This window comes from Streptomyces sp. AA4 (genome assembly GCF_000158875.1).
Classification (GTDB): Bacteria; Actinomycetota; Actinomycetes; order Mycobacteriales; family Pseudonocardiaceae; genus Amycolatopsis.
The window spans coordinates 3,164,335-3,190,112 of the sequence record NZ_GG657746.1 but is presented as its reverse complement, the minus strand read 5'-3'; the positions used below and the strand labels follow the sequence as shown (position 1 = coordinate 3,190,112).

The following is a 25,778-nucleotide window of genomic DNA, read 5'->3' as shown; positions in this document are numbered from 1 at the left end:
CGGCTAGACTCGCGCCGGTGACCCCGGCCAAGCCCTCCCTCGACCTGCTCCGGTCGCTGACCGACGAGCACGTCCTGCGGGCGCTGCTCGCCGAACGGCAGCTGACGCGCGCGCAAATCGCCGCCCGCACCGGCATTTCCAAGCCCGCGGTCGGCGACAGCGTCGCCCGGCTCGCCGAGGCCGGCCTGCTTCGCGACACCGGCGAACGCACCACCGGCCGCGGCCGCGTCGGCACCTATTACGCACTGGCCGACGACCTCGGCACGGCGCTGATGGTCAGCATCGCCCACGACGGCGCGGTCGCCGAAGCCGTCGACGTGTTCGGCGAGGTGCTCGCCCGGGACGTCGAAGACCTCGGCCGCCCGGTGCGCCCGCGGAAGGTCGCGCAGGCTTTGCGCAAGGCCGCCGCCCAGGTCGCGGACGAGGCCGGACCGCTCCGGCTCGCGGTCGTCAGCGCCGCCGATCCGGTCGACCGCGCGACCGGGAAGCTCGTCCACCTGCCCGATTCCCCGTTCCTGCTCGGGGAACTCTCGCCCGCCGACGTCCTCGCGCCGCTGGTGGCGGGCCCGGTCACGGTGGACAACGACGTCAACTGGGCCGCCCGCACCGAACGGGCGGCCGACGATTTCGCCTATCTGTTCCTCGGCGAAGGACTCGGCTGCGCGGTGGTCGCTGACGGCGAAGTGCGCCGGGGCCACGCGGGTTTCGCCGGGGAAATCGCGCACGTCCTCACCCGCGGCCCGGACGGCCGGGCGATGGCCTTCATCGACGTCTTCGCGGATCTCGGTGTCCGCCAACCGGATTCGACCACGATCGACGTCGCCGCCCTGCGAACCGCGCTCGCCTCCGACACCGTCCGCGCCACCCTCGCCGACGCGATCTGCGGCGTGCTCCTGGCTTTGGTGACCGTGTCCGACCCCGAACTCATCGTGCTGGGCGGCCCGTGGGGTCCTGACGTGCTCGACGCAGTGTCAGACCGTTTCGCGCGGCTCCCCCGCAACGTTCCCCTGCGCGCCCCGCACGCCACCGACTCCCCCGCCCTGACCGGCGCACGAGACGAAGCCGTGCGTGCGTTGCGGAGCGCCGTTCTGACGGTCAGCTCTTGACGGTCATCCTGATCCGCTCCAGCACCGCCGGTTGACATGTCGGGAACTTCCGACGTAACGTAGCGTCATGCCCGACGACGTCTTCCTCGCCCTCGCCAATCCCGTCCGGCGGCGGCTGCTGGAGATCCTCGCGGACGGCCCGTGCACGGCGGGCGACCTCGCGGCGCGGTTCGAGCTGAGCCGTCCGGCGGTCGCCGAGCATCTCAAGGTGCTGCGCGACGCCGCGCTGGTCCGCGACGAACCCGTGGGGCGGCAACGCTTCTACCACCTGGAAAGCGAACCGCTGGAGCAGGTCGGCGAATGGCTGCACCCGTTCGAACGGTTCTGGCGCGGCCGGCTGCGCAGCATGGCCGACCTGCTGGAAAACGAGGAGGAAACCCCGTGACGTACGCCCGGACCGGCAGTATCTCGGTCGACCAGTTCATCGCCGCCGCACCGGAAAAGGTCTGGCGCGCGCTCACCGATCCCGAGTTGCACGCGAAGTGGTGGGTGCCCGGCGACGTCGGCCCGGACGTCGGCCCGGACGTCGGCCACGAGTTCCACCTGGAAATGCCCGGATTCGGCTCGATCCCGTGCCGTGTCGTCGAATCCGAGCCGCCGGTGAAATTGGTCTACACCTTCAACGACAACTGGACCCTCGCCTGGACGCTGGTCGCCGAGGGCCAGGGCACCCGCCTCCTGCTGAACCACTCCGGCTTCGACCTCGACGACAAACGCCAGGCGGACGCGTGCGAGCGGATGGGCCCGGGCTGGCGCGACGGCGTGCTGCCGCGGCTGGCGAAGCTCGACCTCGGCTGAAGTCCTCAGGCTGGACGGCGAGCGTAAACGACCGCTTGCGGCACCTCGCTGTCCAGCTGCTCCACCCATTCCGCCTCGACGGTGAACCCGGCCTCGCGCAACCACTCCGACACTTGCGCGGGACGGCGGCGATAAACGTGCACCTGCATCGGATGCCCGCCGTAGCCCTGCGTCTTCAACCGGGCGACGGCACCGACGTGGAAGCCGATCGCGACCGGCGCTCCCGGCCGCAGCACGCGGTAAAACTGCGCGAGCGCCGTCGGCACCTCCTCGTCCGGGACATGAATCAGGGACCACCACGCCAGCAGACCGGCCACCGAAGCGTCGGGCAGCGGAAGGGCGGTCATCGAGCCGACCGCGAACCGCACCGCCGGGTGGTCTCGCCGGGCCACCTCGATCATGCCGGGCGAAAGGTCAAGGCCGAACGCTTGCAGGCCAAGGCCGTTCAGGTGCGCGGTGACGTGTCCGGTGCCGCAGCCGACGTCGGCCACCGGACCCGTTTCGCGCACCAGCGAGGCGAACAATCCCAGGGTCATCCGCAGCGAAGGGCTTCGGGCGATCGAGTCGCGCAACCGGTCGGCGTAGCTGGCGGCGACGGTGTCGTACGAGGTCCGGGTGTCGGTCAGCCAGGTCTGCACGACGGCCACGCTAGCCCACCGGCGCGCCGAACCACCGGCGAATCGCTGGCTCCGCCCCGTCCGGGTCGCCGGCCCACGCCACATATCCGTCCGGACGGACCAGCATCGGCTCGGTTCCCGTCTCGACGCGGTCGACCCGGTCCGCCCACCGCGCCGCGAGAGCGCCCAACTGCCTTTCGGGATCGACGAGAACACCGCGTCCGGCTCGCAGTCCCGGACCGAGGCCGGAGGCGGGAAGCCCCACCAGCGGATGGTCCTCGCTGCCCGGGACGGCGTAGCGGAAACCCATGCCGGACAGGAGGTCGTCCAGGAAGTACTGGACTTCCGGCAAGCGCACCAGATCCGCGAACAACGACCGGGCCGCGGCCGCGTCGGGACCGTCGTCCAGAAGCAGCGTCTGCGCTTGGACATTGCGCAGCACCGCCGCGCCGACCGGATGCCGTTCCGCGTGGTAGCTGTCGAGCAGGCCCTCGGGCGCGGTGCCGCGCACCGCCGCGGCGAGCTTCCAGCCGAGGTTCAGCGCGTCCTGGATTCCGGTGTTCATGCCTTGCGCGCCAAGGGGAAGATGCACGTGCGCGGCGTCGCCGGCGAGGAAAACGCGGCCGTGCCGGTACCGGACGGCCTGCAGCGCCGCGTTCGTGATCCGCCGCGCGTACCGGAGTTCGACCAGTTCCACCCGGTCGCCGAACACCGTCTTCAGCCCGGCGCGGATTTCGTCCTCGGTGACCGGCACGTCCCGTTCCCGCGACCAACCGGGTCCCCCGAACGTCAGACGGCGCAGCGGTCGTCCTTCGGAGTCGGCGCCCAGCGGGAACACCTGCGCGCGGTAACCCTCCGGGGTGATCGTGTGCATCGGAACCTCGGCGCTCAGCCGCACGTCGGCGGCCACCGTCGTCGCGGTCCCGGGACGCCCGGCGAACTCCGCGCCGAGCAGCTTTCGTACCGTGCTGCGCCCGCCGTCGGCCGCGACCAGGTACTGGGCCCGGACCACGACCCCGTTGGCGAAAGTCGCGGTGACGCCCTCCGCGTCCTGCTCCAGCCCGACCAGTTCGTGGTTCCGCCGGACGGGAACACCCTGCGCGGCAAGGTGTTTCTCCAGAAACCCTTCCAGCGCCACCTGCGGCAGCGACCGCCACGGGAACCGGTGCCGATCGCGGACCAGCGGCAGCAGATTGCCCGCGAAATGCGCGGTGGTGACCGGATAGTCGCCGGTGGCCAGCAACGGTTCGAGCAGGCCGCACTGGTCGAGCGCCTCCTGCGTACGGGACTGCAATCCTCCTGCTTTGGACAGCTCGCCGGCTCGCGGCAGCCGGTCCGCCAGCACGCAGGACACCCCGGCGAGCTGGAGTTCGTTCGCCATCGTCATCCCGGTCGGACCGGCTCCGACGACCAGCACCTCGGCAGTCATGGTCTCTCCTCTCGTAGGTCGTTCGGAACCGACTCTCGGCCCGGCAGCAGTCCGCGAGCCAGAAAGCGACGTGCGAACGGCGGATTCCGACACGAGTACCCTCATGGAGGTGGATTCCGACTACGACGATCTCGACCGCCAACTCGTGCACGCCCTCCAGATCGACCCCCGTGCCCCGTTCAGCGCGATCGCCGACGCGCTCGGCGTGTCGGATCGCACCGTCGCCCGCCGCTACGCCCGGCTCCGGTCGACCGGAGCGGTCCGGGTCATCGGCGGCGTCAACGAGGCAGCTTTCGGTGCGGTGCAATGGTTCCTCCGCATCCGGTGCGCCCCCAGCGCGACGGGCGCGGTCGCCGAAGCCCTCGCACGACGGCCGGACACCGCTTGGGTGAGCCTGACGTCCGGCGGCACCGAAATCACCTGCACAGTCCGGATCGAAAACTCGGCCGACAGCGAAGCGTTGCTGCTGGCCAAACTCCCGCGCACGCCCCGGGTCGAAGGCGTCACCGCGCATTCGGTGCTGCACGCGTTCTACGGCGGTTCCGACAGCGTGGTCGCCAAAATCGGCACGCTGGACGACGCCGCTGTCACCCGGTTGCGCCCGCCGCCGCTCCCCCTCCGGCCCGGACCGGCGACGCTCGACGACGGCGACCGCGCACTCCTCGCCGCGCTCGCCGACGACGGCCGCGCCGGATTCGAACAGCTCGCCGCCGCGACCGGCTGGTCCGCGACCACCGTCCGCCGCCGCATGGCGGAGCTGCGCGAACGGGGCGTGCTGTATTTCGACCTCGACCTCGACTGGCGGTTGTACGGCAAGGGAATCCGGACCCTGCTGTGGCTTTCGGTCGCCCCGGCGGCACTGGAAGAAACCGGCACCGCGCTCGCCGCGCACCCCGAAGTCGCCTACGCCGCCGCGACCACCGGCCCCACCAACCTGTACGCGACCGTGGTGTGCGCCAGTCACCAAGAGCTGTACCGCTACCTCACCACCAGCGTCGCCGCGCTGCCCGCGGTCACCCACGTGGAAACGGCCCCGGTGATCAAGACGGTGAAACAGGCAGCAAACCGGCGGTGACGCAGTACAAACGGGCGCCATCCCGGTCGGCGGTTGACAGCGCACCGGCGATCCGTCGATGATTCGTTCGGCTTTCCCGGTGGGAAATTCCCGAACGCGTCCGCGACTTGTCGAGGAGACACCGATGTCATCGGTCAGCCGTCGCAGATTCATGCAGCTCGCCGCGGCGACCGCCGCCGGCACTGCGCTGCCCGGGAGCATCGCGCGGGCAGCCTCGGTGCCGGCCGCCGTGCGCACCGGCACCCTCGCGGACGTCGAGCACGTTGTCGTGCTGATGCAGGAAAACCGGTCGTTCGACCACTATTTCGGGACCCTCAACGGCGTCCGCGGCTTCGGCGACCCGCGTCCGGTTTCGCTGCCGAACGGAAAACCGGTGTGGCATCAGGCCGATTCCAGCGGCGCCGTGACGCTGCCGTTCCGGCCCGCCGAGGACAACCTGGGCCTCACCTTCATCGAGGATCTCAACCACGACTGGAACGGCACGCACACCGCGTGGAGCACCGGCCGGTGGGACAAGTGGATCCCGGCGAAAACCCGCACCACGATGGCGTATCTGACCCGCAAGGACATCCCGTTCCACTACGCGCTCGCCGACGCGTTCACCGTCTGCGACGCGTACCACTGCTCGATGCTTTCCTCGACCGATCCGAACCGGTACTACTTGTACACCGGATGGACCGGAAACGACGGCTCCGGCAACGGACCGGTGCTGGGCAACGAAGAAACCGGCTACGGCTGGACCAGTTTCCCGGAAATCCTGGAAAAGGCCGGGATTTCGTGGAAGATCTACCAGGACGTCGGCGACGGCCTCGACAAGGACCACGGCTGGGGCTGGACGAAAGACCCGTACATCGGCAACTACGGCGACAACTCGCTGCTTTACCTGACCCAGTACCAGAAATCGGCTCCGGGCACGCCGCTCTACGACAAGGCCCGCACCGGCACGCACGCCACCGCGGGCGAGGGCTTCTTCGACCACCTCACCGCGGACGTCAAGGCGAACCGCCTGCCGCAGGTTTCCTGGATCGTGGCCCCGGAAGCGTATTGCGAGCATCCGGCGTGGCCGGCCAATTACGGCGCCTGGTATGTCTCCGGCGTCCTCGACGCGCTGACGGCCGATCCGGACGTGTGGAGCAAAACCGTCCTGCTCATCACTTACGACGAGAACGACGGTTTCTTCGACCACGTCGTGCCGCCGTATCCGCCGCGCGACGCGAACTGGGGAAAGTCGACGGCGAGCGTCGCCGGCGAATGGTACGAAGGCGGCGCGGCCGCGTCGTACGCCAAAGGAATGCCTTACGGACTCGGCCCGCGCGTTCCGCTGCTGGCCATCTCGCCGTGGAGCACCGGCGGCTGGGTCTGCTCGCAGACTTTCGACCACACCTCGCTGATCCAGTTCGTGGAAAAGCGCTTCGGCGTGCACAACCCGAACATTTCGCCGTGGCGCCGCGCAGTGTGCGGGGACCTCACGTCGGCGTTCGATTTCACCGGAGCCAACAGCGGTGTCCCGTCCCTGCCCGGCACCGGCGGATACCAGCCGCCCGCCGATCACCGCACCCCGCCGACCTATCACCCGGTGCCCCCGTCGAACGGTTCGCTCCCGAAACAGGAACCCGGCACCCGCAAAGCGCGCCCGCTGCCGTACGACCTGGCCGCGGACACCGAGGCCCGCGATGGCCGGATGTACTTCACCTTCGCCAACCTTGGCGACGCCGGAGCCGGATTCCACGTGACGTCCCGGATGCGTTCCGACGGTCCGTGGCCGTACACCGTGGAAGGCCACAAGTCGGTCACCGACAGCTGGCAGTTGCCCAGCGGCGCGGGAGATTGGTACCAGTACTCAGTTTTCGGCCCGAACGGCTGGCTCCGCGAACAGGAGGGAACGGTCGGCGGCTTGGGCCCGGAGGTGACCGCCCGGCACTACGACGGCTACGTGACGGTGACGTTCAAGAACCCGACCAGCCGCACGGTCACCTTCACCGGCGTGGACGCGTACGCGCCTTCGGAGTCGTACCACTACACGCTCGCCCCAGGCACCTCACGCGCGGTTCCGAAGTGGGGTGTGGCCAACGGCTGGTACGACATCACGGTCAAGGCGGATCACGACGGGAAATACGTCCGGCGCTTCGCGGGCCACGCGGAAACCGGCCGGGCCTCGACGAGCGATCCGGCTATCGCTACCAGCTGACCTCCCGATCACCGCCTTCGGAAGCCAGCCACCACCAAGCCCAGCACGGCCAGCACTACCGCCAGCCCGCCGAATCCCGCCCCCAGCGTGGCCGCCGACGCGAGCGCGCCGACCAACAGCGGACCACCGGCATCCCCCAGTTCACGACCGACCTCGGCCGCCCCCATCGTCTGCCCGAGCCGTTCCTTCGGTGCGGAACCAGCGAGGTGCGCGAACCCGATCGGCGTCGCCACCCCGACCCCGGCGCCGATCGCCACCGCCGCGACCACCACCCCCACGACGCCCGGCACGAGCGCGCCCAAAGCCAACCCGGCCGCGGTCAGCAGCAGCCCGCCGGCCATCCCCCATCCGTCGGGGATCCGTCCGGCGTCCCGCAGCCGACCGGCCCACGGCTGCACCAGCGCGGAGCACAACGCCAGCACCGACACCACCGCGCCGGTCGCGACCGTGCCGAGCCCGCTCGCCGCCCCGGTCACCGGCAGGAATCCGATGCCGACCGCGAGCGCTCCGGTCGTCCCGGCCAGCACCGCGGTCGGCCGGAGGAACCCGGGCTCAGCCAGCCGGCGGGCAAGGTCGAGCACGGTCTGCCGCTGCCGAGGCAACGGCTCCGGCGCGGGCACCGCCAGCGCGGCCCATCCGGCGACCACGAAGGCCAGCACCGCAAGAGTGCCGAACAGCAAGGAAAATCCGCCTACCGTGATCAGCACGCCGCCGAGCAACGGGCCCAGCGTGTACCCGACGCTCTTCCACGCGCCGTAACCGCCGAACGCGCGCCCCTGCCGTTTCGTCGGCGACAGCCGCGCGACCAGCGCTCCGGCCGCGGGCGAGAAGGCCGCCGCGGCCGCGCCCTGACCGAATCGCGCGAGCCCGACCGCCGCCGGATTTCCCGCGACGACGAAGGCCGCCGACGCGAGCGCGAACGCCAGCAGCCCGCCGAGCAGCACCGGCCGCGGCCCGATCCGGTCGGCCAGCGAACCGAACACCGGCTTGAGCACGACCTCGGCCCCGTCGTAGACCGCGAGCAGCAATCCCAGGGTCAGCAAGGAATCGCCGTGCGTGTACGCGCCGAGGCTGGCGGCGATGCTGTGCGCACCGAACGCCGTGACGAACCCGGCGGCGTACAGCGGACGCAGCTCAGCAGAACGCATCGGAAATCCTCACCTCCGGTCCGGGCCGGAAGACCCGCTTTGGTGTCGCCTGCGAAGGGAGCCGCTCAACCCGGGAACGCACGTCGGCCCCTCGCCGCCGCGGGCGGCCCTTCACATCTGGTGCAGGGCTTGGAAAACCTGCTCGGTGTAGTCGGCGAGCCGCTCCGCGCACTGCTTCAGCCGCTGCTCGGCCTCCGCCGCCGAGGGCGCGCCGAACACGTCGCGAGCCTTCAAGTCCCGATGCCAGCGCCGCAACCGCTCGAGGCTCTGCTCTTCCTCCTCCAGCTCGGCCATCGTGAACTTGCCGATCCGGATTTCCTTGGCGATCTCCGCGTCGAACTTCCCGCAGTCGGCCAGGAACTCCGCCCACTCCTCTTCCCGCTCGGCAGTGAACAGCTCCGCCAGCCGCGAGCCGTCGCGTTCGGCGGCGTCGAGCGTGATCACCTCGCCCTCGCCGCGTTCGGCCAGCTCGACGACCCGCGCGACGCCTCCGGCGAACCCGGGCACGTCCGGCACCGCCCAGGCGCCCTGCCCGATCGACAACGCGCCTGCCCGCCGCAGCTCCCGCCACACGGCGACCCGGTGCCGCGACGGCGCGGACGGCACCCGCACTACCAGCACCAGCCATCTGTCCCCTGCCACAGCGGTGAATGTAGCACGTGTTACATGCGTCCAGGTAGCGCACTGGTGCAGCTCGCGATCGAGGTTCGCGCTTTCCTTCTGCCGCACCGGATCCACCGCGCAGGACTAAGCGGCCTTCCGCGCGGCCACCCGTTCCACGATCCCGGCCTTGCTCCGCTCCGCCCGCTCCACCTCGAACCCGGCCGCGGCGAGCAACGGCAGCGGCCGCCGGGTCAGGTAATCCCCCAGCTGCCAAACGGTGAGCTTCTCCAGCAGCCGCTGAGCAGCGAGAACGAACCGGCGGTGGCTGCCGACGTGGTCCAGCAGCAGCAACTGCCCGCCCGGCCGCAGCACCCGGTGCATCTCCGCGAGCGCGCCGCGTTCGTCCGGCACGCCGCACAGGCCCAGCGTGCAGACGACCGTGTCGAACGTGCCGTCCGGGAACGGAAGCGACTGCGCGTCGGCCTCGGTCAGGGTCACCTCCCGCCCGGTCTCGGCGGCCCGGCCGCGGGCCAGGTCCAGCATCGACGGGCTGAGGTCGATTCCGGTCAAGCGCACGTCCGGCGGATACCAGGGCAGGTTCCGGCCGGTCCCGACCGCGACCTCCAGCACTTCCCCCGAAGCCTGCCCGCACACCCATTCGCGGCCGTCGGCGAGCAGCGCCCGCTCGAGCCACGCGATGTCGCGGTCGTAGCGCGGCGCGGCCTTGTCCCACGTCCGCCGCAGCCAGTCCGGTCCCCGCTCCGCCATCGTCGCGAACTCCTCTCCGCCGAGGTCTTCTCCGGCTACCCTCGCATCCCGCGGGGGACTTCGGCCACGACGCCGACCGGACCTGATGTCACAAACTCCCGGCGGCCGGCGTCCTGTGGGCGATCGACCCCGGAGCACGAAGGAGCCACCCATGACAGCGCCCGGCGAAGCGAGCCCGGACCTCGCCACCGAGACCTTCCTCGCCCACCGGAACCTCCTGTTCACCGTCGCGTACGAGATGCTCGGCTCGGCCGCCGACGCCGAGGACGTGCTGCAGGAGACCTGGCTGAAGTGGGCGGGCGTCAACCTCGACGAGATCCGCGAGCACCGCGCCTACCTGGTCCGGATCACCACGCGCCAGGCGCTGACCCGGCTGCGCACGCTCGGCAGGCGCAAGGAGTCCTACGTCGGCACCTGGCTGCCCGAGCCGCTGCTCACCGCGCCGGACGTGGCCGAGGACGTCGAACTCGCCGACCACGTGTCGATGGCGATGCTGCTGGTGCTCGAAACGCTGCGGCCGACCGAGCGCGCGGTGTTCGTGCTGCGCGAGGTCTTCGACCTGCCGTACGACGAAATCGCCGAGGCGGTCGGCAAAACCCCGGCCGCGGTGCGGCAGATCGGGCACCGGGCGCGGTCGCACGTGTCCGCCCGCCGTCCGCGCGGCGACGTCACGCCCGCCGAAACCAGGGGTGCGCTCGAAGCGTTCCATCGGGCCGTCGAGACCGGCGACCTGCAGGGACTGCTCGATCTGCTCGCCCCGGACGTCGTCTTCCTCGGCGACGGCGGCGGCGTGAAACAGGCGGTGCTGAGGCCGATCGTCGGCGCGGACAAGGTCGCGCGCCTGCTGGCCGCCGGGAGCGCCCAGATCCCCGCACCGCTGCGCCCGATGCAGGTCAACGGGCACCCGGCGCTGGTGCTGAAGCTCGACGGCGAGGTCGACACGGTGCTCACGCTCCGCATCGACGAGGGCAAGATCACCGGCCTGTACGCGGTGCGGAATCCGGCCAAACTGTCGCATATGGACACGGAAACCTCCCTGCGCCGCTGAATCCGGCCGGGGCCGCGGAAAGCGGCCCCGAAGCTGGCGCGCGCCACCCGGTCGGACCATGCCATCCTGGTCCGACCAGAGGCGGCCCGCCGGGCCGCCGCCGTACCGAGGAGAGGACCGACGTGGGCGTTGTCAGCTGGATCGTGCTGGGCCTGATCGCCGGATTGATCGCGAAGGCCCTCATGCCGGGCAAGGACCCGGGCGGCTGCATCATCACCATCCTGCTCGGGATCGGAGGCGCGTTCGTGGGCGGCTGGATCGGCAAAACGCTGTTCCACACCCAGCTCGGGACGTTCTTCGACCTGCGCACGTGGGGTCTCGCGGTGCTCGGCGCGCTGGTCATCCTGACCGGCTACCGGCTCATCGTGGGCGGCCGCCGCCGCGACTGACCCGTGCGGGCGGCCGGCCGCATCCGGCGGGCCGCCCCTTCGCTTTCGCGGCGCACCGGCCGCATTCCGCGCCCTCGCCCGCACGGAGCTTCGAATCGAACTCGACCCCGGATTCCGGCCGCGTTTCGTGGCAGAATCAGCGGAGAAGTCCCGGCCAGGTCGACGGGCGGAGCGGACGATGGCGCTGCGCGACCACGAACAACAGCAGCTGGACGAGATCGAACGCCGCCTCGCCCAGGAAAATCCGCGCCTTGCCCGCCGCTTCGAGAAGTTCCGCCCGATGCCGGTCGTCACCTTCGCCGCGGCCGCGCTCGGGGTGCTCAGCGTGTTCCTGACCGGCCTGGTGACCCTGGTGGTCGGCTTCGGGATGGGCTCCGCCCCGCCGATCATCGTGGGCGCCGTGCTGACGACGGCGATCCCGCTCGCGCTCGTCTGGTTCTACCGCTGTCATTGGCGCTGACTCGCGCCCGTGCCTGGATCGGGCGCTGGTTCGCCGGGAAGATCCGCGCCTTTGCCCGCTGGCTCGACAAGTTCCTCCCGAGTTCGGCAGCCACCCCCCGCCTCGACTGGCTTGGCCACGCTGGCAGTCAGGCTCGACGTGGGCTTCACCGCAACGAACCCCTCGCGATCATCCAGGCCTGGTGCCGCCTCGCCGGGAAGATCCGCGCCCTCCGGCAGTCACCACCGGCTTGACCACGCGCACAGCCGAGTCCGGCAGAAGCTTCACCGCGCCGAGCGCAGTACCGCAGCGATCCCCCGGTTCTGCCGCCATCCCCTCACGCGGCGACGCGCCCCCGCGAGAAACGGCGGTACAGCGCGAATCCCGCGATGGCGGTGACCAGTTCCCAGGCGATCGTCGTGATCAGCGACACCGACAGCACGTCGAGCCGGTCCGGCGACGAGGACCGGAGCTGGCCCCGCGCGTCGACGCGGACGCGGGTCAGGCCGCGGGCCGCCGGGTCGGAGCGCAGCGGGATGGTCGCTTCCTCGGCGCCGCCGTCCGGGGCGGTCCACCGGACGCGCCGGGTGTCGGGCACCGCGGCGCCCTCGGTCCCGCGCAGGGCACCGGATCCGGGCTGGACGGCGGCAACTACGGACCGGCCGGGCGCGCGGTCGATCGCCGCCGAGCCCTGCCGGTGGATCCACAGCCCCAGCGCGACCCCGGCCAGCGCCGAGACCGCGACCGCCGCGGCCAGGACCGGGAGGAGGAACACGCGCCCGCGCACCGCGGACCCGCGGAAACCACCAGAAGCCATGCTCCGAGAATGCCGGGAAAACCGGGAACCCGGGAGGGTTTGCGAACAAATGTGCCCAAGTCGCGGGAAAAAGCGTCCGCGGCGGGCAATCGGCACCGCGCCAACACCCGATTTCACCCGTTCTTTTCACTCATTCGTGCGTAACGCCACACAGAGGCAACCTCGGACGACCCTGGTCGCCCCGTTTAGCCGCGTCGTTTATTGCCGCCGTCGTCCGCCAGTACGTGGGATTCTTCCGAACCGCGCCCTTAAGCGCCGGACGCGCTCAGCAACGCCAGCCCGGTGGCCGTCACCGCGTGCCGGACGGTATTCCCGTCCCGCTGGCTTTCGACTAGCCCCGCGCGGCGCAGGACACTCGTGTGTTTGCTCGCCGCGACCGGGGTCACGCCGATCTCCCCGGCCAGTTCGGCGGTGGACCGCGGGACCGCCAGCGCGTGCAGGGCCCGGGCCCGGATCTCGCCGAGCAGGTCCGGCAGCGGGTCCGGGGCGGCCTCGAGCGCACGCTCCTCGGCCCGGGCCAGTACCACCGGCTGCTCCGGTCCGGTCGCCGGATCCGGTTCCACGACCCGGAAATACGCCGGGATCACGAGCAAGCCTCCGAAGTAGACACTGCGGTCCGCGGAAGGCCCTCCGGAGAACTCCGGGCTCTCCCAGCGAATCGGCGCGACCTGTCTGTTCCCGGCGGACGGCCGCACCGGAGTCTCGCGCGCCGCGCCGTACGACGTGAGCGCCGATCCGAGCAGCGCGCGGGCCCCGTCGGCCACCTCGCCGACCCACGACGGCGCGACTCCGTGCACGAAAAACGTCTGCAGGTCGGCGCGCAGCCTCGTTTTCTCCACGCGCACGACGCCGTCTCCCGCGACCGGGCCGAGCTGCCGCCGCTCGGCCGGTCTCCCTATCCCCGTGCCGCGGCCGGACGGCAGCGCCTTCGCGGCCCGGGCGGACAACTCCAGTGCGGGCGCCGGACGCGGATGCGGCAGCAGCCCCTCCCGGCGAAGCTGCTTGCGGACGCGCGCGGACCAGACCCGCGGCCCGGCCGCCGGGCGGCGGCTCTGCAGCGCGGTGAGGCTCAGCACCAGTTCCCACAGCGGATCGGGGCCGGTGCGCCCCCTCGCCCGGCCGAAATCGTCGTCGGTGAAATGAATGCGCAACGCCATGTGGCTCCCCCTGCCCCCCGACATGGTTGCTCTTCCAGGGTGCCGCGCCGGTCCGGCTCTGTCCAGGCGCTTTTTCCGTTCGGGGAAAGAACCCACCGAATGCCAGCGAATCTCGCTGAATCAGGTGGTCCTTGTGCCGGGGAGGCGAGGCAAATCGGGTCGTTGGATCGGAGTCCGCATTCGGCGAACGTGCCGCGGGCACGCCCGGATGCACTCCGATCCCGCCGGTGCGAGCGGCTTCCGGGCGGCGCGGCGAGTGCCGACAGACCAGCAGTTCCCGACATTTGCCGCAGCGATTTCCCCCACCCGGGCGACAAAAGCCGCGCCGCAATAGCGAAACGGGGCCCGGCCGCGTGGGCCGGACCCCGTTTCCGGTGCCTTCAGTGCGTCGGACTCAGCCGAGCAGGAGGCCGTTGCCGCCGGCGACGGCGTTGTCGAAGCGCTTGCTGATCTCGGCCCAGTTGAAGATGTTCCACAGGGCGTTGACGTAGTCCGGCTTCACGTTCTTGTAGTCGAGGTAGAACGCGTGCTCCCAGACGTCGACCAGCAGGATCGGCACGGTCGGCAGGATCAGGTTGTTGTGGTGGTCGCGCAGCTGCTGGGTGATCAGGGTCTTGCCGATCGGGTCCCAGGACAGTGCGCCCCAGCCGTTGCCCTGGATGGTGGTGGACACGGCGGTGAACTGGGCCTTGAACTTGTCGAACGAGCCGAACGCCTCGTCGATCGCCGCGGCCAGCTCGCCGGTCGGCTTGTCCCCACCCTCGGGGGAGAGGATCTTCCACCACACGACGTGGTTGGCGTGCCCGGCCAGGTTGAACGCCAGCGTGGTCTCCAGGCCGACGATCGAGCCGAAGTCGCCCGCCTCGCGCGCGGCGGCGAGCTTGTCCAGCGTGTCGTTCGCGCCCTTGACATAGGTCGCGTGGTGCTTGCTGTGGTGCAGCTCGTTGATCTCGCCGGAGATGTGCGGCGCGAGGGCGCCGTAGTCGTAGTCGAGTTCGGGCAGCTCGTACCGGGCCATGGGGCCCTCCTTCTTTCTTCGACATCAAGTCTTGCCCCCTCGAACCTAGTAGCACACCCCCGCCCCGGGCGAGCGGGGGCGGCCTCGGCGCCACAGGCTGGAACCTGGTTGAGTGAATGTTCAACTTCCAGTACTGAACGGCTTCGCCGACCACTCAGCGTGACCGGTTTGTCCGGCCCGCGCCGGTCCCCCGGCACCCGGTACGGTGAGTCCCATGGCGACGTCCCGGCTCGGCAGCGTGCAGCGGGTGCTGCTGCTGTTCGCGCTGGCGCTGGGCATCGCGGTGATGCACCACGTGCCCTCCCCCGGCACCGGGCACGCCATGACGAGCCAGGTGTCGGTCGAGACGCACTCGTCCGCCCCGGCCGCCGACTCCGGCATGCCCGCCGGCGAGCATTCGATGCTGCACCTCTGCCTGGCCGTCCTGTACGCGGCCGGCGCGCTCGTGCTCGGCCTGCTGGCCTTCCGCCGCCGCCCCGCCGCGAAGGCGGTGTTCGACGGCACGCGCGGCTCCCCCGCCGCCGACCGCCCTCCCGACAGACGGGGCCGCGTCGTCCTGGCTTCTCTCTGCGTGTTGCGAACCTGATCGGCATTGCGCTTTCCGGTCTTTCCTCGCAATTTTCCTTTTGAGAGAAGGTTTTTTCGTGCGCAAAATCTTTTTCAGCGGCGCCGTGCTGGCCGCGTCGCTCCTGCTCGGCGCGTGCGGCAACGCGGAAACCTCCGCGCCCGCGCCCAGTGCGCAGGCGGGGCACAACGCCGCGGACGTCGCGTTCGCCCAGCAGATGATCCCGCACCACCAGCAGGCGCTGGAGATGGCGAAAATGGTGCCGTCGCGCAGCAACGACCCGAAGGTGGTCGACCTGGCCGGCCGGATCGACCGGGCGCAGGACCCGGAAATCCGGCAGATGCAAGGCTGGCTGGCGACCTGGGGCGTCCCGGCAACCAGCCACTCCATGCCGGGCGGCCACGAAATGTCCGGCGGCCACGCGATGACCGGGATGATGTCGGACGCCGACATGAAAAGCCTGGACGCGGCCAAGGGCCCGGCCTTCGACCGGTCGTGGCTGGAGATGATGATCAAGCATCACCAGGGCGCGGTGGAGATGGCGAAGACGGAACTGGCCCAGGGCGCGGATGCCGGGGCCAAGGCGCTGGCGCAGCGGATCATCGACGCGCAGCAGGCGGAGATCGCCGAGATGCAGGGGTTGGTGAAGGGCTGACGGCGTGGGGTGCCGGGGTCGCCGGTGCGGCTCCGGCGCCCTTGCCCGCCGACTCGTGGTCGAGAGCGGCGGACGCCGTGCGGCAGGTCCGAGCCACCCGGCCGGGCAGAGGTCCGGGCCGATCGGCCTAGGTCAGTCCGCCTTCACCGGACGCCGCTCCCGGCCCGCGACGCCGTCCGGAGCGGAGTTCCGACCTGGTGCAGATGCCGCAGGACGTCCGCGTAGGTGCGCAGCAGTCCGCCCTGGCTGTAGCTGATCCCGCGGGCCAGGCAGAAGTCCCGCACCAGCGGCTGTGCCCGGTGCAGGGTCGCCATCGGGATGCTCGGGAAAAGGTGGTGCTCGATTTGGTAGTTCAGCCCGCCCAGCGCGTACGTCATCCAGCGGCCGCCGCGGACGTTGTGCGACGTCAGCACTTGGCGGCGGAGGAAGTCCAGGCGGTGCCCGGGTTCCAGGTGCGGCATCGCCTTGTGGTTGGGCGCGAACGAGCATCCCATGTAGACACCCCAGGCGGCGTGGTGGACCACGATGAACACCGCGGCGATTCCCGGCGGCAGCAAGAGAAACACGGCCGTGAGATAGGCGGCGACGTGGACGGCCAGCAGGATCGCGTCGAGCCTGGGGGGACTTGGTTCCGCCGTGCCGCACCGCTTTGATCCCCGACCAGTGCAGGTCGACGCCTTCCAGCAACAGCAACGGGAAGAACAGGAACGCCTGGTATTTCGCCATCCAGCGCAGGAAACCCGCCTTCGCGCGGCTTTGCCGGGCGCTGAACGCCAGCGCGGGAATGTCGATGTCCGGGTCGGATTCTTCGAGGTTCGGGTTCGCGTGGTGGCGCGTGTGCTTGCCGACCCACCAGCCGTAGCTCAGCCCGACCAGCGCGGCCAGCGCCGTGCCCGTCGCGTCGTTCGCGCGGCGGCCGCGGAAGATCTGCTTGTGGCCGGCGTCGTGGCCGAGGAAGGAAAGCTGGGTGTAGCCGACGGCCAGCAGCGCCGCGGTGCCGAGCTGCCACCAGCTGGCGGCGCCGAGCGCGAGCAGCACCCACGCCCCGCCGAACGCGAGCAACGCCGCCGCGCCGCGCACGAGGTAGTGCACCGGACGGCGGCGGAACAGCCCCGCGTCTTTCACCAGAGCCGAAAGCTCGGCGAACTCGCTCCCGTGCCCGGTGCCCTCTGCCGGTCTGTCCATTTCCCGCTCCGCATCGGATGGTGTGCCGGACAACCGCGGTGGTTCGACAAGGATGAAGGCCCGGCGCGCTCCCGGCGCCGGTACTCGCGGGAAGGTCCCGCGCCCCTCGGTCGCGGCGGCCGGACGGCGCACTCGCACGACTGAGGTCTCGCCGCCGAGCCTACACCCCGGACCGTTGGCGAAGGGGAATCCGGCCCGGCCGGGGGAACTTTTCCGCCGCGCCCGGCCAGGTCCATTCGAGTGTTCCCGCCGGTGCCGCGCCTCGCTCCGGAATTCCCTTGCGACCACGGGATCCTTGGACTTCTCGCCAGTCCTCCCGCCGGGTGTCCGGGACGCGGCGGCGCGCCGGGTGCGGCCGAGGGTGTACCGTCAGTGGTGTCCGAGAACATCTCGTGCGCCGGCAGTCCCGGCTGATCCGGTCAGGGCGCACGCACGCCATGTCGTCGGGCCCACGGCACACCGCCGTCACTCCCTCGCGGCCTGTCAGCCGCCGAGCTGCCCTCGCTTCGGCCGCCCCGCGCGGCATCAGCCAGTGGCGCCCTCCCGGGACGACGGCGGTGCGACGTGGACCAGCCGCCCGGTTCGTCTTGTTCCGTCGCGGTTCTGGCTTTGCCGAAAGGAAAACTCATCACTGCCGCAGTCAGTTCGCCGCTCTTCAGCCATCCCGTCGCCGAAAGCCCGCGCCCCGGCGCGCTCGTCCGGCCGCAGGAGGACCGCTACGGCGGCCTGTTCCGCCAGCCCGGCTCTCCCGCGTCGCCCGCCGGACCGGCGGAATCGCAGCCGATTTCCCGGCGAGCGCGCCACCGTCGCTGATTCCGCCCCTCGACCCTCGGCGAAGACGGAACTTTTTGGTTGACTCGAAGCCATGGCCGAGACTTTCGGGGTTCCCCGTCCGGACAAAATCGACTACTACGCCCAGGTCGCCGAAGCCGGACGCGACTACAAACGGCAGGTAGTGGCCGCGCTCGACCTGCGCCCCGGCCTGACCGTGCTGGACGTCGGCTGCGGTCCCGGCACCGACCTGCCCGCCATGGCCGACGCGGTGGGCGCCACGGGTTCGGTCCTCGGAGTGGACACGGAACCGGCGATGGTCGCGGAAGCGGAACAGCGGGTCTCGTCCCTGCCGCAGGTGTCGGTCCGGCTGGGCGACGCGCAAGCGCTGCCGCTGGCCGACGCGAGCGTCGACCGGGTACGGGCGGACCGGATGGTCCAGCACGTCGCCGACCCCGCCGCGGTTTTCGCTGAACTGCACCGCGTCCTGCGGCCGGACGGGCTGGCGGCGATCGCCGAACCGGATTGGGACAGCCTGGTGGTCGACCCCGGAGAGCGCTCGACGAACCGTGCGTTCAACCGGTTCGTGTGCTCGACGATGGTGCGGAACGCGACCGTCGGCCGTTCCCTGGCGAGGCTGGCGTTGGCTGCCGGACTGGAGGTGCGCGACGTTTCCGTTGCCACGCCAGTGTTCCGCGATTTCGGGACGGCGGACAAGATTCTCGGGCTGAGCCGCAACACCGAACGCGCGGTGCGCGCGGGCCAACTGGACCGGACTGCCGCCGACGAATGGCTGGCGGCACTGGCCGCAGGCCCGTTTTTGGCGGCGAGCATGGTTTTCATCGGGGTCTTCGTCAAGCCTTCCGCTTGACCATCTCCGAGATCCACACCGGCGCGTACGGCGACGTGCAGTTCGGCGGCGTCGGATAGTCCTTGAGCACGCCGAGCCGCTCGCCGATGCCGATCGCGCGGGCGCACAGGCCGGGGTTTTCGATGCCGATCTGGGCGAGACACTGGTTCATCGCCCACTGCAACCTCTCCGGGGCGTCCTTCATCTCGGCTTCGATGACGTCGAGCAACCCGGAAAGGTCGAGCCCCGCGGGCTTCTTCGCGACGCGGTCCGCGGTCAGCGCCCATCCCGCGCTCGCGACCACCGGGTCGGGGTCCTCGAGCCAGACGACGCGAAGATCCTCGGCGTGGCGGCTCTTCTTGACGATGTTCGCGAGGAGCCAGTCGTGGACTTTGGGCTTGCCCGCCTCGCGCAGCATCCGGTCGAGGTCGTCGCGCTCGAACTGCTTCGGCCTGGCAACGAGGATCGCGAGCAGGCGGGCATTGGTGTCCCCGGTCTGCCAAAGTTCGCGGGCGAGATCGGGCTGGGCTTTGAGTTCTTTGGCGAGGGCGCGAAGCTTGCCGAGGTTGACGCTGTGGTCGTCACCGTGGTTCTCGTTGACGGCCCGGATCCTGGGATCGTCCATCTCCGCGAGCCGGTCGAGGACCCCGTCGAGGGTTGCGTCGGCCACGAGAACCTCCCTGCTCAGGTGCGGACAGCGCCGAGGTTACGCGAAAGGGCGCGGTAACGCGGACGGACTCAGGGACGTCTCTCTGACATGACCCGGGTCCGCTTCGCCGTCGCCGCCATCGCAGTGACCTTGACGCTGGCCGCGTGCACCGAGAACCCGCCCGCCCAGCATGCTGTCGCGGCAGCGCCGCCGACGAGCCAGCTCAGCCCGGAACCCGCCCAGACCACGGCCCCGACTACGGCACCGCCGGCTGCCTCAACCTCGGCCAAGGCGACCAGCGCACCCAAGACCAGCACGCCGAAAGCCAACCAGCGCGACCTCTCGACCGGCCCCGGTTGCGGCCAGCGGGCGGTCACCGCGGGCAAGTTCAACCCTCGCTGCAAGGAATACCAGGGCTACCTCGACCCCGGCGGGCCCGGCCGTCCGAAGACCTCCGGTGAAATCCAGCACGATTACCTCTGCCAGCAGGGTCAGCTGCCCAAGTCGGAGTGCTGACTCCCGGCCAGAAACTCCTCCGGAGCAGGAATCGGCACCCGCACCCAGTTGTTCACCCGGGTGAACGTCGCGCCGCCCATGCGGCCCACCGGCTGGTACGCGTCCTGGTCCAGCCTGCCGTCCGGGCGCAGCAGGCGGTCGTCCACCGCTACCCCGACGACCTCGCCGAACACCAGGTGCGCGCCCCGGAACTCCTCGATTTTCACCAGCGTGCATTCCAGGCTCGGCCCCGTCCCGGCGGGATGGGGTGCGGCGATCCTCACCCCGGATTCCCACGACAGCCCCACGTGCTCCGCCTCGTCCACCGAAGAGTCCACAGTGGACGCAGTGCGCGCGACCAGTTCCTCTTGCCCGCTCAGCGCTATCGTGATCGCGAACTCTCCCTGAGCCGAGATATTGGTCAGTGTGTCCTTCGGCGCTTCGGAAATCGAGAAGACCACCGTCGGCGGGTCCATCGTCAGCGGCGCGAAGTAGCTGAACGGCGCGAGGTTCCGCACGCCCGCGCCGTCCACCGTGCTCACCCACGCGATCGGGCGCGGGACGACGGCGTTCTTCACCATCCACACGAAAGCACCGCGATCGGCGTCGGTGTTGCTGCTGTACACGGAACCTCACTCTGTCACTGTCCGTCCCCCGAGCATGGTCAATTCCGACCGTACGCTCAGTAACTCGGCCGCCGCAGCGGTGACCGGATCGTGGGCGAAGACCGCCAGATCGGCGAGGGAACCGACACTCAGTGTGCCCTTGACCGACTCCGCGTGTTCCAGCCACGCCGGGCCGATGGTCCACAGCCGCAGCGCTTCTTCCCTGGTCAGCGGGCTGGCGACGGCGGAGTAGGCGTTCGGGCCGGGCGAGCCGGTGAAGGTCGCGACGCCGCGGCGCCAGTCCGGCACGGTCACCGGGGCGTCCGAGCTGTCGGCGACCGCCACGCCGTGGTCCAGCAGCGCCCGCGCGGGGAACGCGTCAGCCCACCGCGCCTCGCCCAGCACGCGGACCATCGACGGGCCGCTGTAGGTGCGCATCAGCGAGCTGGTGATGACCCCGATGCCGGACCGCGCCAGCCGGGAGAGCACCGCGGCGGACAAGAAGGTGCCGTGGATCAACGCGTGCCGGGCGTCTGGCCACGGGTCGGCCGCCTGGGCCGCCTCGATGGCGTCGACCACCGCGTCCGCGGCCCGGTCTCCGGTCACGTGGACCTGCACCCGGACCCGCCGGACGTGGGCGGCCAGGACCAGTGCGTGCAGCTCACGGACCCGCGCGTCGTCGTCGGGGCCGAAGGTCACCAGGCTGCCGTGCCCGCCGGACGGGTACGGCGAGTGCATCCACGCGGTGCAGTGCGTCGGCACCCCGTCGGCGAACAGTTTGATCCCGCCGATCCGCAGCAGGTCGTCGCCGACCGAGAAATCCGTCTCGTCCAGCAGGCGCGCGAGCGAGGCGGCGGACGTCGCCGGCGACGGCCAGTTCCAGTGCAGCAGCGCGGTGATCCGCATCCGCAGGCGGCCGGCGGCGTGCAGGTCCCGGTAGTCCTGCCACAGGTCCGGCGGGACGATCGGGTCGGTCACGCTCGTCATCCCGAGCGCGTTCAGCCGTTCCATGGTGCGCACGATCGAATCCAGCCGGACGGACCGGCTCGGCTTCGGCACCAGCGAAGCGACCAGTTCCTGCGCACTCTCCACGAGCACCCCGGTCGGCTCGCCCGCGGCGTCCCGCACGATCTCCCCGGCTTCCGGATCCGGTGTCGCCGCGGTGATCCCGGCCCGCTCGAGCGCCGCGCTGTTCGCCCACACCTCGTGGGACGACGCGTGATGCAGCACCGCCGGCCGCCCGCCGGTCACCTCGTCGAGCCAGGCGCGCGTCGGCGCCGCTCGTCCGTCGGCGAACTCGGCGATCGTCGTTTCCCGCCAGCCGCGGCCGACGAGCCACTCCCCCGGCGGCGCGTCGGCCAACGCGCGAGCCACCGAAGCCAACGAAGAGGCAGCGGAAAGGTCCACGGCGAACTCCGGACCGGCGGCCGCGTGGAAGGCCAGGTGCAGATGCGCGTCGTTCAGTCCAGGAAGGACAGTCCGGCCCGCCAGTTCGATGACCCGCGCGTCCGGTGCGGCCGCGGCGGACACCGTCTTGTCGTCGCCGACCGCGGCGATCCGGCCGTCCGAAACCAGCACCGCGGAAGCGGTCCCGACCTCCGGGTCGAAGGTCCGGACCACTCCGCCGCGCAGCAGTACCTGCTCGGTCATACCGCCGCCAATTCCGGGACGTCGCCGCTCGGCACCACGGCCTGATGCTCCGGATGCCAGGCCACGACCACCTCGTCCCCCGGCCGATGGTCGTGCGCGACCCCGGCCGCCAGCACCGCGCACCCGCGCGCCCCGTCGGAATACCGCAACCAGATCCGCGTGTGATCGCCGACGTACACGATGTCGGTCACCCGCGCGCTCGCCCTCTGGTGTCCGCTCGGGACTGGCGCCGCGGGGGCGTGCAAGGTCAACCGCTCCGGCCGCACGATCGTCACCTCCCCCGGCGTCAGCGACAACGCATTGGACTCGCCGACGAACTGCGCGACGAACAACGTTTCCGGCCGCTCGTACAATTCCTCCGGCGTGCCGATCTGTTCGATCCGGCCGTCGTTGAACACCGCGATCCGGTCCGACAACGTCAGCGCCTCCTGCTGGTCGTGCGTCACGAAAAGGAACGTCATGCCCAGTTCCCGGTGCATCCGCGCGATCTCGCGCTGCAATTGGTCCCGCAGTTTCTTGTCCAACGCGCCGAGCGGCTCGTCCATCAGGAGCGCACGCGGTTCGTACACGACCGCCCGCGCGAGTGCGACGCGCTGCTGCTGACAAAAAGGAAAGCTGGCGCGGCAACCGGTCCCGCACCGCCGACAGCCCGACCAGCTCCAGCACCTCGTCCACCCGCCGCGCGACCTCCGCCTTCGGCACCTTGCGCTGGGTCAGTCCAAACGCGACGTTGCGCGCCACCGACAGATGCGGAAACAGCGCGTACTGCTGGAAAACCACGCCGAGGTTCCGCCGGTGCGGTTTGAGCCGCGAGATCTCCTGACCGTCCACAGTGATCGATCCGGACGTAAGCGGGGTGAACCCGGCGATCATCGACAGCATGGTCGTCTTGCCCGAACCGGAAGGGCCGAGGAAGGTCATGAACTCGCCGTCGGCGATGTGCAGCGAAACGTCGTCCACGGCGGGCCGGTCGACGCCGGGGTAGGCCTTCGTCACGTGTGCGGTCGCGATTCCGTCAGTCATGATTGCTCTTTTCGGCGCAGAACGGCGGGGACGAACAGCAGAACGGTGGTGAACACGACGATCAGGCTCGACGCGGCGGCGATCGTCGGGTCGATTTCCAGCACGATCGATTCGTACATTTTCACCGGAAGCGTTTTGATCGCGGGCGTCTGCAGGAACAACGCGACCACGACCTCGTCGAACGACGTGGCGAAGGCGAACACGAATCCGGAGAGCACGCCGGGCGCGATGATCGGGAGCACGACCTTCCGCATGGTCGTGAACCGGGGCGCGCCGAGGCTGGCCGCGGCCTTCTCCATGATCGGGTCGTACCCGGCCAGGCTCGTCCGAACGGACGTGAGCACGAACGGCAGCCCCAGCACCGCGTGCGCCAGCACGAAACCGAGCATCGTGCCGTTCAGCTGCCAGCGCAGGAAAACGCCGTAGATCGCGACCGCCACCACGATGCCGGGCAGGATCATCGGAGCCATCAGCAGCTGCCGGACGACGCCCCGGCCGCGGCCGCGCATCCGGTCGAGCGCGAAAGCGGCCGCCACGCCGAGCACGGTCGCCAGCGCCGCCGCGAGCAGGCCGACCTGGACCGAATTCGCCAGCGCGGCCAGCCATTGCTTGCTGGTGAAGAACTCCGCGTACCAGTGCCACGACCAGTCCTTCGGCGGGAACTCGAACGTCGAGCCCGCGCCGAAGCTCATCGGGATCACCACGAGCGTCGGGGCGACGAGCACGAACGCGACGAGGACGACCCATGCGCGCAGGCCCCAGCCGAGGCTCCGCTGCCGCACCGCGGCGGCCCTGCTGATCGACGGATTGTCAGCCACGGCCGGCACCTCCCGCCGCACTCGTGCCCAGCGGCGCGGCCACGCGGCCGAGCACGGCGAGCACCACGAGAGTGACGACCAGCAGGATCGTCCCGAGCGCACCGGCGCCCGCGAAGTCCAGCAGGTCGTTGACCTGGGTCCCGATCACCTGCGCGACCAGCGCCTGCTGCGGCGTGCCGAGCAGCGCCGGGGTGATGTAGAAGCCCAGCGACATGATGAACACCACCGACACGCCGGCCAGCACGCCCGGCATCGACAGCGGCAGGTAGACCCGCAGGAACGCGATCGGACGCCGCGCGCCGAGGCTGCTCGCCGCGTGCAGCAGGGTGCGGTCGATGCCGAGCATCGAGCTTTGCAGCGGCAGCACCATGAACGGCAGCATCACCTGCACCATCGCGACCGTCACGCCGGCCACCGAACCCAGGAGCACGACGCCGTCGAAGCCGATCGCCGACAGCGCCTTGTCGAGGACGCCGCCGCGCTGTTCGAGCACGTACCAGGCGAAGTTGCGCGCCATCAGGCTGGTCCAGAACGGCATCAGCACCAGCAGCGTCAGGAGAGACCGGGCGCGACGGCCGACGAGCGTCATCGCGTACGCGTACGGATAACCGATGACGAGCGTGGCCGCGGTGATGATCAGCGCGGTCCGCAAAGTCCGCAGCAGCACGCGAAGCTGCACCTCGTCGCCGAGCACCGCCAGGTAGTTGCCGATCCCGAACGACGGTTCGGCGAAGCTCCGCCAGAGGATCACCGCGAGCGGGTAGAAGAAGAACACCAGCACCACCGCCGCGGCGGGGAGCAGCAGCCACGAAGTCCGCCGTTTTTCGCGCCCGGCCCGCGGCACGGCCGGGGCGCGGGTGGCCGCGGCGGTCATCCGGTCGTCCAATCCGACCACGCCTTCACCAGCGCGGGCCGGTTCGCCGCCCAATAACGCACGTTGCTGAGCACTCGCAAGTCCTCCTTGCCCTCGCCCCAGATGTCGAGCTGGCGGGCGATCTCCGAGCGGGCGGCGGGGGCGGCCGTGTTGGCCGGTCCCACGCCCGCCCGCGCGGCGAAGTCCGCCGCCTGCGCCGGTTGCGAGGCGAAGCGGATGAGCTTCTTCGCCTCCTCGGCGCGTGCCGTCCCCTTCGGCACCACCAAGACATCCCAGGTCACCGGCACTGGGATGCCAGGCACCACTTTCCAGTTCGTCGCCCCCGCCTTGAGCAGCGAGAACGCCCGCGCGCTGACGATCAGCGCCAGATCCGCCTGCCCGCCGGCCATGCGCTGCTGCTGGTCGCCGTACGTGCTGCTGATCGCCAGTTGCGGCCGGATCCGGTCGTACATCCGCAGCGCGCGGCGCATGTCGAGCGGGTACAGCCGGTCTCGCGGCACGCCGTCGGCCAGCAGCGCCGCCTCGATCGTGCCGACGCTCGGGTCGCCGCCGTAGATGATGCGGCGGCCCGGGAACTGCTTGGGATCGAAGAAATCCGCGAGTTTCGTCGGCGGATGCTGGCCGTAGACCTTCGAGTCGTACATCAGCATCATGCCGAAGAACGCGTCCGGCACCCCGCAATCGGTGAGCGAGCCCTCCGGGAACCCGGCGGCCTGCGCACCCATGTCGACGGGTTCGAGCAGGCTGCCGCACACCGCGGCGGCAGCGGACGCGTCGGTGTCGACGACGTCCCACGTCACCTTCCCGGCCTCGACCATCGCCTTGAGCTTGGCGTTGTTCGACGGGCCGTCGAGGGTGACCGTGGTCCCGGTCTGCTTCTCGTACGGGTCGAGCCACGCGGCGCGCTGGCCCGCCTGGTACGCGCCCTGGCCGTAGGAAACGAACACGAGCGAGTTCGGGCCGCCCTCGGAAATCGCGCAGCCGGCGGTGGCGAGCAGAAGCGCGGCGGACAACAGCGTCGGCATCCGGCGTCTCATG

The 25,778-nt window shown here is 70.5% G+C and carries 28 protein-coding genes and 2 pseudogenes; 12 read left to right on the top strand and 18 right to left on the bottom strand.

Annotation, left to right across the window (positions count from 1 at the left end):
* Nucleotides 1-17 precede the first annotated feature (17 nt).
* The 3 genes from SSMG_RS14880 (at nt 18) to SSMG_RS14870 (ending at nt 1,904) form a co-directional block, all read left to right on the top strand.
* The gene (locus SSMG_RS14880) at nt 18-1,106 is read left to right on the top strand and encodes an ROK family transcriptional regulator (RefSeq protein WP_037713722.1); all 1,089 of its coding nucleotides are present in this window, start codon (nt 18-20) and stop codon (nt 1,104-1,106) included.
* 67 nt (nt 1,107-1,173) lie between these two features.
* On the top strand, nt 1,174-1,491 hold the full coding sequence (locus SSMG_RS14875) for a helix-turn-helix transcriptional regulator (RefSeq protein WP_009077084.1): 318 nt from the start codon (nt 1,174-1,176) through the stop codon (nt 1,489-1,491).
* On the top strand, nt 1,488-1,904 hold the full coding sequence (locus SSMG_RS14870; protein WP_009077082.1) for an SRPBCC domain-containing protein: 417 nt from the start codon (nt 1,488-1,490) through the stop codon (nt 1,902-1,904). Before SSMG_RS14875 ends, SSMG_RS14870 begins: the two co-directional genes overlap by 4 nt.
* A 5-nt stretch (nt 1,905-1,909) precedes the next feature.
* Here SSMG_RS14870 and SSMG_RS14865 read toward each other — a convergent pair whose 3' ends face one another.
* The gene (locus tag SSMG_RS14865) at nt 1,910-2,542 is read right to left on the bottom strand and encodes a class I SAM-dependent methyltransferase (protein WP_037717201.1); all 633 of its coding nucleotides are present in this window, start codon (nt 2,540-2,542) and stop codon (nt 1,910-1,912) included.
* A 10-nt stretch (nt 2,543-2,552) separates the two neighbouring features.
* Nucleotides 2,553-3,950: an FAD-dependent monooxygenase gene (locus tag SSMG_RS14860; RefSeq protein ID WP_037713720.1), complete on the bottom strand. Its 1,398-nt coding sequence runs from the start codon at nt 3,948-3,950 to the stop codon at nt 2,553-2,555.
* Between the two features lie 103 nt (nt 3,951-4,053).
* Between SSMG_RS14860 and SSMG_RS14855 the strand changes: the two genes are divergently transcribed.
* Both SSMG_RS14855 and SSMG_RS14850 read left to right on the top strand, forming a co-directional pair.
* Nucleotides 4,054-5,025 (top strand): Lrp/AsnC family transcriptional regulator, encoded by a 972-nt coding sequence (locus SSMG_RS14855; protein WP_199785911.1) that lies wholly within the window; start codon nt 4,054-4,056, stop codon nt 5,023-5,025.
* Between the two features lie 124 nt (nt 5,026-5,149).
* On the top strand, nt 5,150-7,213 hold the full coding sequence (locus SSMG_RS14850; RefSeq protein WP_009077078.1) for a phosphocholine-specific phospholipase C: 2,064 nt from the start codon (nt 5,150-5,152) through the stop codon (nt 7,211-7,213).
* An 8-nt stretch (nt 7,214-7,221) separates the two neighbouring features.
* On the opposite strand, the gene SSMG_RS14845 is transcribed toward SSMG_RS14850, so the two are convergent.
* The 3 genes from SSMG_RS14845 to SSMG_RS14835 all read right to left on the bottom strand — a co-directional run bounded on the left by SSMG_RS14845 (nt 7,222) and on the right by SSMG_RS14835 (nt 9,732).
* The gene (locus SSMG_RS14845; protein WP_009077077.1) at nt 7,222-8,361 is read right to left on the bottom strand and encodes an MFS transporter; all 1,140 of its coding nucleotides are present in this window, start codon (nt 8,359-8,361) and stop codon (nt 7,222-7,224) included.
* A 111-nt stretch (nt 8,362-8,472) separates the two neighbouring features.
* Nucleotides 8,473-9,003: a Chromate resistance protein ChrB gene (locus tag SSMG_RS14840; protein ID WP_037717196.1), complete on the bottom strand. Its 531-nt coding sequence runs from the start codon at nt 9,001-9,003 to the stop codon at nt 8,473-8,475.
* Between the two features lie 105 nt (nt 9,004-9,108).
* Nucleotides 9,109-9,732, bottom strand: a complete 624-nt coding sequence (locus SSMG_RS14835) for a class I SAM-dependent methyltransferase (protein ID WP_009077075.1) — start codon at nt 9,730-9,732, stop codon at nt 9,109-9,111.
* Between the two features lie 151 nt (nt 9,733-9,883).
* Here SSMG_RS14835 and SSMG_RS14830 point away from each other — a divergent pair, with 151 nt between their 5' ends.
* From SSMG_RS14830 to SSMG_RS14820, 3 genes are all read left to right on the top strand, one after another.
* Entirely contained in the window at nt 9,884-10,780 is an 897-nt protein-coding gene (locus SSMG_RS14830) for an RNA polymerase sigma-70 factor (RefSeq protein WP_037713717.1), read from the top strand.
* Between the two features lie 122 nt (nt 10,781-10,902).
* Nucleotides 10,903-11,169, top strand: a complete 267-nt coding sequence (locus SSMG_RS14825; protein ID WP_009077073.1) for a GlsB/YeaQ/YmgE family stress response membrane protein — start codon at nt 10,903-10,905, stop codon at nt 11,167-11,169.
* 178 nt (nt 11,170-11,347) lie between these two features.
* A complete protein-coding gene (locus SSMG_RS14820) occupies nt 11,348-11,629 on the top strand; it encodes a DUF3040 domain-containing protein (RefSeq protein ID WP_037713714.1) in 282 nt (93 codons plus the stop codon).
* 316 nt (nt 11,630-11,945) lie between these two features.
* Here the strand turns inward: SSMG_RS14820 and SSMG_RS14815 are convergent, their stop codons facing one another.
* The 3 genes from SSMG_RS14815 to SSMG_RS14805 form a co-directional block, all read right to left on the bottom strand.
* Complete coding sequence (locus SSMG_RS14815; RefSeq protein ID WP_100266791.1) at nt 11,946-12,425, bottom strand: hypothetical protein; 480 nt, start codon at nt 12,423-12,425, stop codon at nt 11,946-11,948.
* A gap of 248 nt (nt 12,426-12,673) precedes the next feature.
* On the bottom strand, nt 12,674-13,582 hold the full coding sequence (locus SSMG_RS14810) for a helix-turn-helix transcriptional regulator (protein WP_037713712.1): 909 nt from the start codon (nt 13,580-13,582) through the stop codon (nt 12,674-12,676).
* Nucleotides 13,583-13,976: 394 nt separating this feature from the next.
* Complete coding sequence (locus SSMG_RS14805; RefSeq protein ID WP_009077066.1) at nt 13,977-14,600, bottom strand: superoxide dismutase; 624 nt, start codon at nt 14,598-14,600, stop codon at nt 13,977-13,979.
* 214 nt (nt 14,601-14,814) lie between these two features.
* On the opposite strand from SSMG_RS14805, the gene SSMG_RS14800 reads away from it, so the two are divergent.
* Entirely contained in the window at nt 14,815-15,186 is a 372-nt protein-coding gene (locus SSMG_RS14800) for a hypothetical protein (protein WP_037713710.1), read from the top strand.
* A gap of 58 nt (nt 15,187-15,244) precedes the next feature.
* Nucleotides 15,245-15,820 (top strand): DUF305 domain-containing protein, encoded by a 576-nt coding sequence (locus SSMG_RS14795; RefSeq protein ID WP_037713707.1) that lies wholly within the window; start codon nt 15,245-15,247, stop codon nt 15,818-15,820.
* A 143-nt stretch (nt 15,821-15,963) separates the two neighbouring features.
* Here SSMG_RS14795 and SSMG_RS47635 read toward each other — a convergent pair whose 3' ends face one another.
* Together SSMG_RS47635 and SSMG_RS47630 are read right to left on the bottom strand one after the other, a co-directional pair.
* Complete coding sequence (locus SSMG_RS47635; RefSeq protein WP_353611755.1) at nt 15,964-16,386, bottom strand: fatty acid desaturase; 423 nt, start codon at nt 16,384-16,386, stop codon at nt 15,964-15,966.
* Between the two features lie 154 nt (nt 16,387-16,540).
* Nucleotides 16,541-17,005 (bottom strand): annotated as a pseudogene (locus SSMG_RS47630) (fatty acid desaturase); the annotation flags it as partial.
* An 865-nt stretch (nt 17,006-17,870) separates the two neighbouring features.
* Here SSMG_RS47630 and SSMG_RS14780 point away from each other — a divergent pair.
* The gene (locus SSMG_RS14780) at nt 17,871-18,647 is read left to right on the top strand and encodes a methyltransferase domain-containing protein (protein ID WP_009077057.1); all 777 of its coding nucleotides are present in this window, start codon (nt 17,871-17,873) and stop codon (nt 18,645-18,647) included.
* Here SSMG_RS14780 and SSMG_RS14775 read toward each other — a convergent pair.
* Nucleotides 18,631-19,296: a DNA alkylation repair protein gene (locus tag SSMG_RS14775; RefSeq protein WP_037713705.1), complete on the bottom strand. Its 666-nt coding sequence runs from the start codon at nt 19,294-19,296 to the stop codon at nt 18,631-18,633. The two genes, SSMG_RS14780 and SSMG_RS14775, sit on opposite strands and share 17 nt — an antisense overlap.
* Nucleotides 19,297-19,383: 87 nt before the next feature.
* Between SSMG_RS14775 and SSMG_RS14770 the strand changes: the two genes are divergently transcribed.
* Nucleotides 19,384-19,791, top strand: a complete 408-nt coding sequence (locus SSMG_RS14770) for a hypothetical protein (RefSeq protein WP_009077054.1) — start codon at nt 19,384-19,386, stop codon at nt 19,789-19,791.
* On the opposite strand, the gene SSMG_RS14765 is transcribed toward SSMG_RS14770, so the two are convergent.
* From SSMG_RS14765 to SSMG_RS14740, 7 genes and pseudogenes are all read right to left on the bottom strand, one after another.
* On the bottom strand, nt 19,767-20,396 hold the full coding sequence (locus SSMG_RS14765; protein WP_009077052.1) for a flavin reductase family protein: 630 nt from the start codon (nt 20,394-20,396) through the stop codon (nt 19,767-19,769). The two genes, SSMG_RS14770 and SSMG_RS14765, sit on opposite strands and share 25 nt — an antisense overlap.
* 6 nt (nt 20,397-20,402) lie before the next feature.
* Nucleotides 20,403-22,025 carry an amidohydrolase gene (locus tag SSMG_RS14760; protein WP_009077050.1) on the bottom strand — a complete coding sequence of 541 codons (1,623 nt, stop codon included), beginning with the start codon at nt 22,023-22,025 and terminating at the stop codon, nt 20,403-20,405.
* Nucleotides 22,022-22,594 (bottom strand): ABC transporter ATP-binding protein, encoded by a 573-nt coding sequence (locus tag SSMG_RS46890; protein ID WP_009077047.1) that lies wholly within the window; start codon nt 22,592-22,594, stop codon nt 22,022-22,024. The genes SSMG_RS14760 and SSMG_RS46890 overlap by 4 nt, the downstream gene beginning before the upstream one ends.
* Before the next feature lie 100 nt (nt 22,595-22,694).
* Nucleotides 22,695-22,946 (bottom strand): annotated as a pseudogene (locus SSMG_RS46885) (ATP-binding cassette domain-containing protein); the annotation flags it as partial.
* Between the two features lie 98 nt (nt 22,947-23,044).
* A complete protein-coding gene (locus SSMG_RS14750) occupies nt 23,045-23,866 on the bottom strand; it encodes an ABC transporter permease (RefSeq protein ID WP_009077045.1) in 822 nt (273 codons plus the stop codon).
* Nucleotides 23,859-24,761 (bottom strand): ABC transporter permease, encoded by a 903-nt coding sequence (locus SSMG_RS14745; protein WP_199785910.1) that lies wholly within the window; start codon nt 24,759-24,761, stop codon nt 23,859-23,861. The genes SSMG_RS14750 and SSMG_RS14745 overlap by 8 nt, the downstream gene beginning before the upstream one ends.
* Nucleotides 24,737-25,777 (bottom strand): extracellular solute-binding protein, encoded by a 1,041-nt coding sequence (locus SSMG_RS14740; RefSeq protein ID WP_009077041.1) that lies wholly within the window; start codon nt 25,775-25,777, stop codon nt 24,737-24,739. Before SSMG_RS14740 ends, SSMG_RS14745 begins: the two co-directional genes overlap by 25 nt.
* Nucleotide 25,778 lies beyond the last annotated feature (1 nt).

Coding starts and splice junctions, on each gene's coding strand:
- SSMG_RS14875 (WP_009077084.1), top strand. CDS start 1,174: ATGCCCGACGACGTCTTCCTCGCCCTCGCCAATCCCGTCCGGCGGCGG.
- SSMG_RS14860 (WP_037713720.1), bottom strand. CDS start 3,950: ATGACTGCCGAGGTGCTGGTCGTCGGAGCCGGTCCGACCGGGATGACG.
- SSMG_RS14855 (WP_199785911.1), top strand. CDS start 4,054: ATGGAGGTGGATTCCGACTACGACGATCTCGACCGCCAACTCGTGCAC.
- SSMG_RS14850 (WP_009077078.1), top strand. CDS start 5,150: ATGTCATCGGTCAGCCGTCGCAGATTCATGCAGCTCGCCGCGGCGACC.
- SSMG_RS14845 (WP_009077077.1), bottom strand. CDS start 8,361: ATGCGTTCTGCTGAGCTGCGTCCGCTGTACGCCGCCGGGTTCGTCACG.
- SSMG_RS14835 (WP_009077075.1), bottom strand. CDS start 9,732: ATGGCGGAGCGGGGACCGGACTGGCTGCGGCGGACGTGGGACAAGGCC.
- SSMG_RS14830 (WP_037713717.1), top strand. CDS start 9,884: ATGACAGCGCCCGGCGAAGCGAGCCCGGACCTCGCCACCGAGACCTTC.
- SSMG_RS14820 (WP_037713714.1), top strand. CDS start 11,348: ATGGCGCTGCGCGACCACGAACAACAGCAGCTGGACGAGATCGAACGC.
- SSMG_RS14815 (WP_100266791.1), bottom strand. CDS start 12,425: ATGGCTTCTGGTGGTTTCCGCGGGTCCGCGGTGCGCGGGCGCGTGTTC.
- SSMG_RS14810 (WP_037713712.1), bottom strand. CDS start 13,582: ATGGCGTTGCGCATTCATTTCACCGACGACGATTTCGGCCGGGCGAGG.
- SSMG_RS14805 (WP_009077066.1), bottom strand. CDS start 14,600: ATGGCCCGGTACGAGCTGCCCGAACTCGACTACGACTACGGCGCCCTC.
- SSMG_RS14800 (WP_037713710.1), top strand. CDS start 14,815: ATGGCGACGTCCCGGCTCGGCAGCGTGCAGCGGGTGCTGCTGCTGTTC.
- SSMG_RS14780 (WP_009077057.1), top strand. CDS start 17,871: ATGGCCGAGACTTTCGGGGTTCCCCGTCCGGACAAAATCGACTACTAC.
- SSMG_RS14770 (WP_009077054.1), top strand. CDS start 19,384: ATGACCCGGGTCCGCTTCGCCGTCGCCGCCATCGCAGTGACCTTGACG.
- SSMG_RS14760 (WP_009077050.1), bottom strand. CDS start 22,025: ATGACCGAGCAGGTACTGCTGCGCGGCGGAGTGGTCCGGACCTTCGAC.
- SSMG_RS14740 (WP_009077041.1), bottom strand. CDS start 25,777: ATGAGACGCCGGATGCCGACGCTGTTGTCCGCCGCGCTTCTGCTCGCC.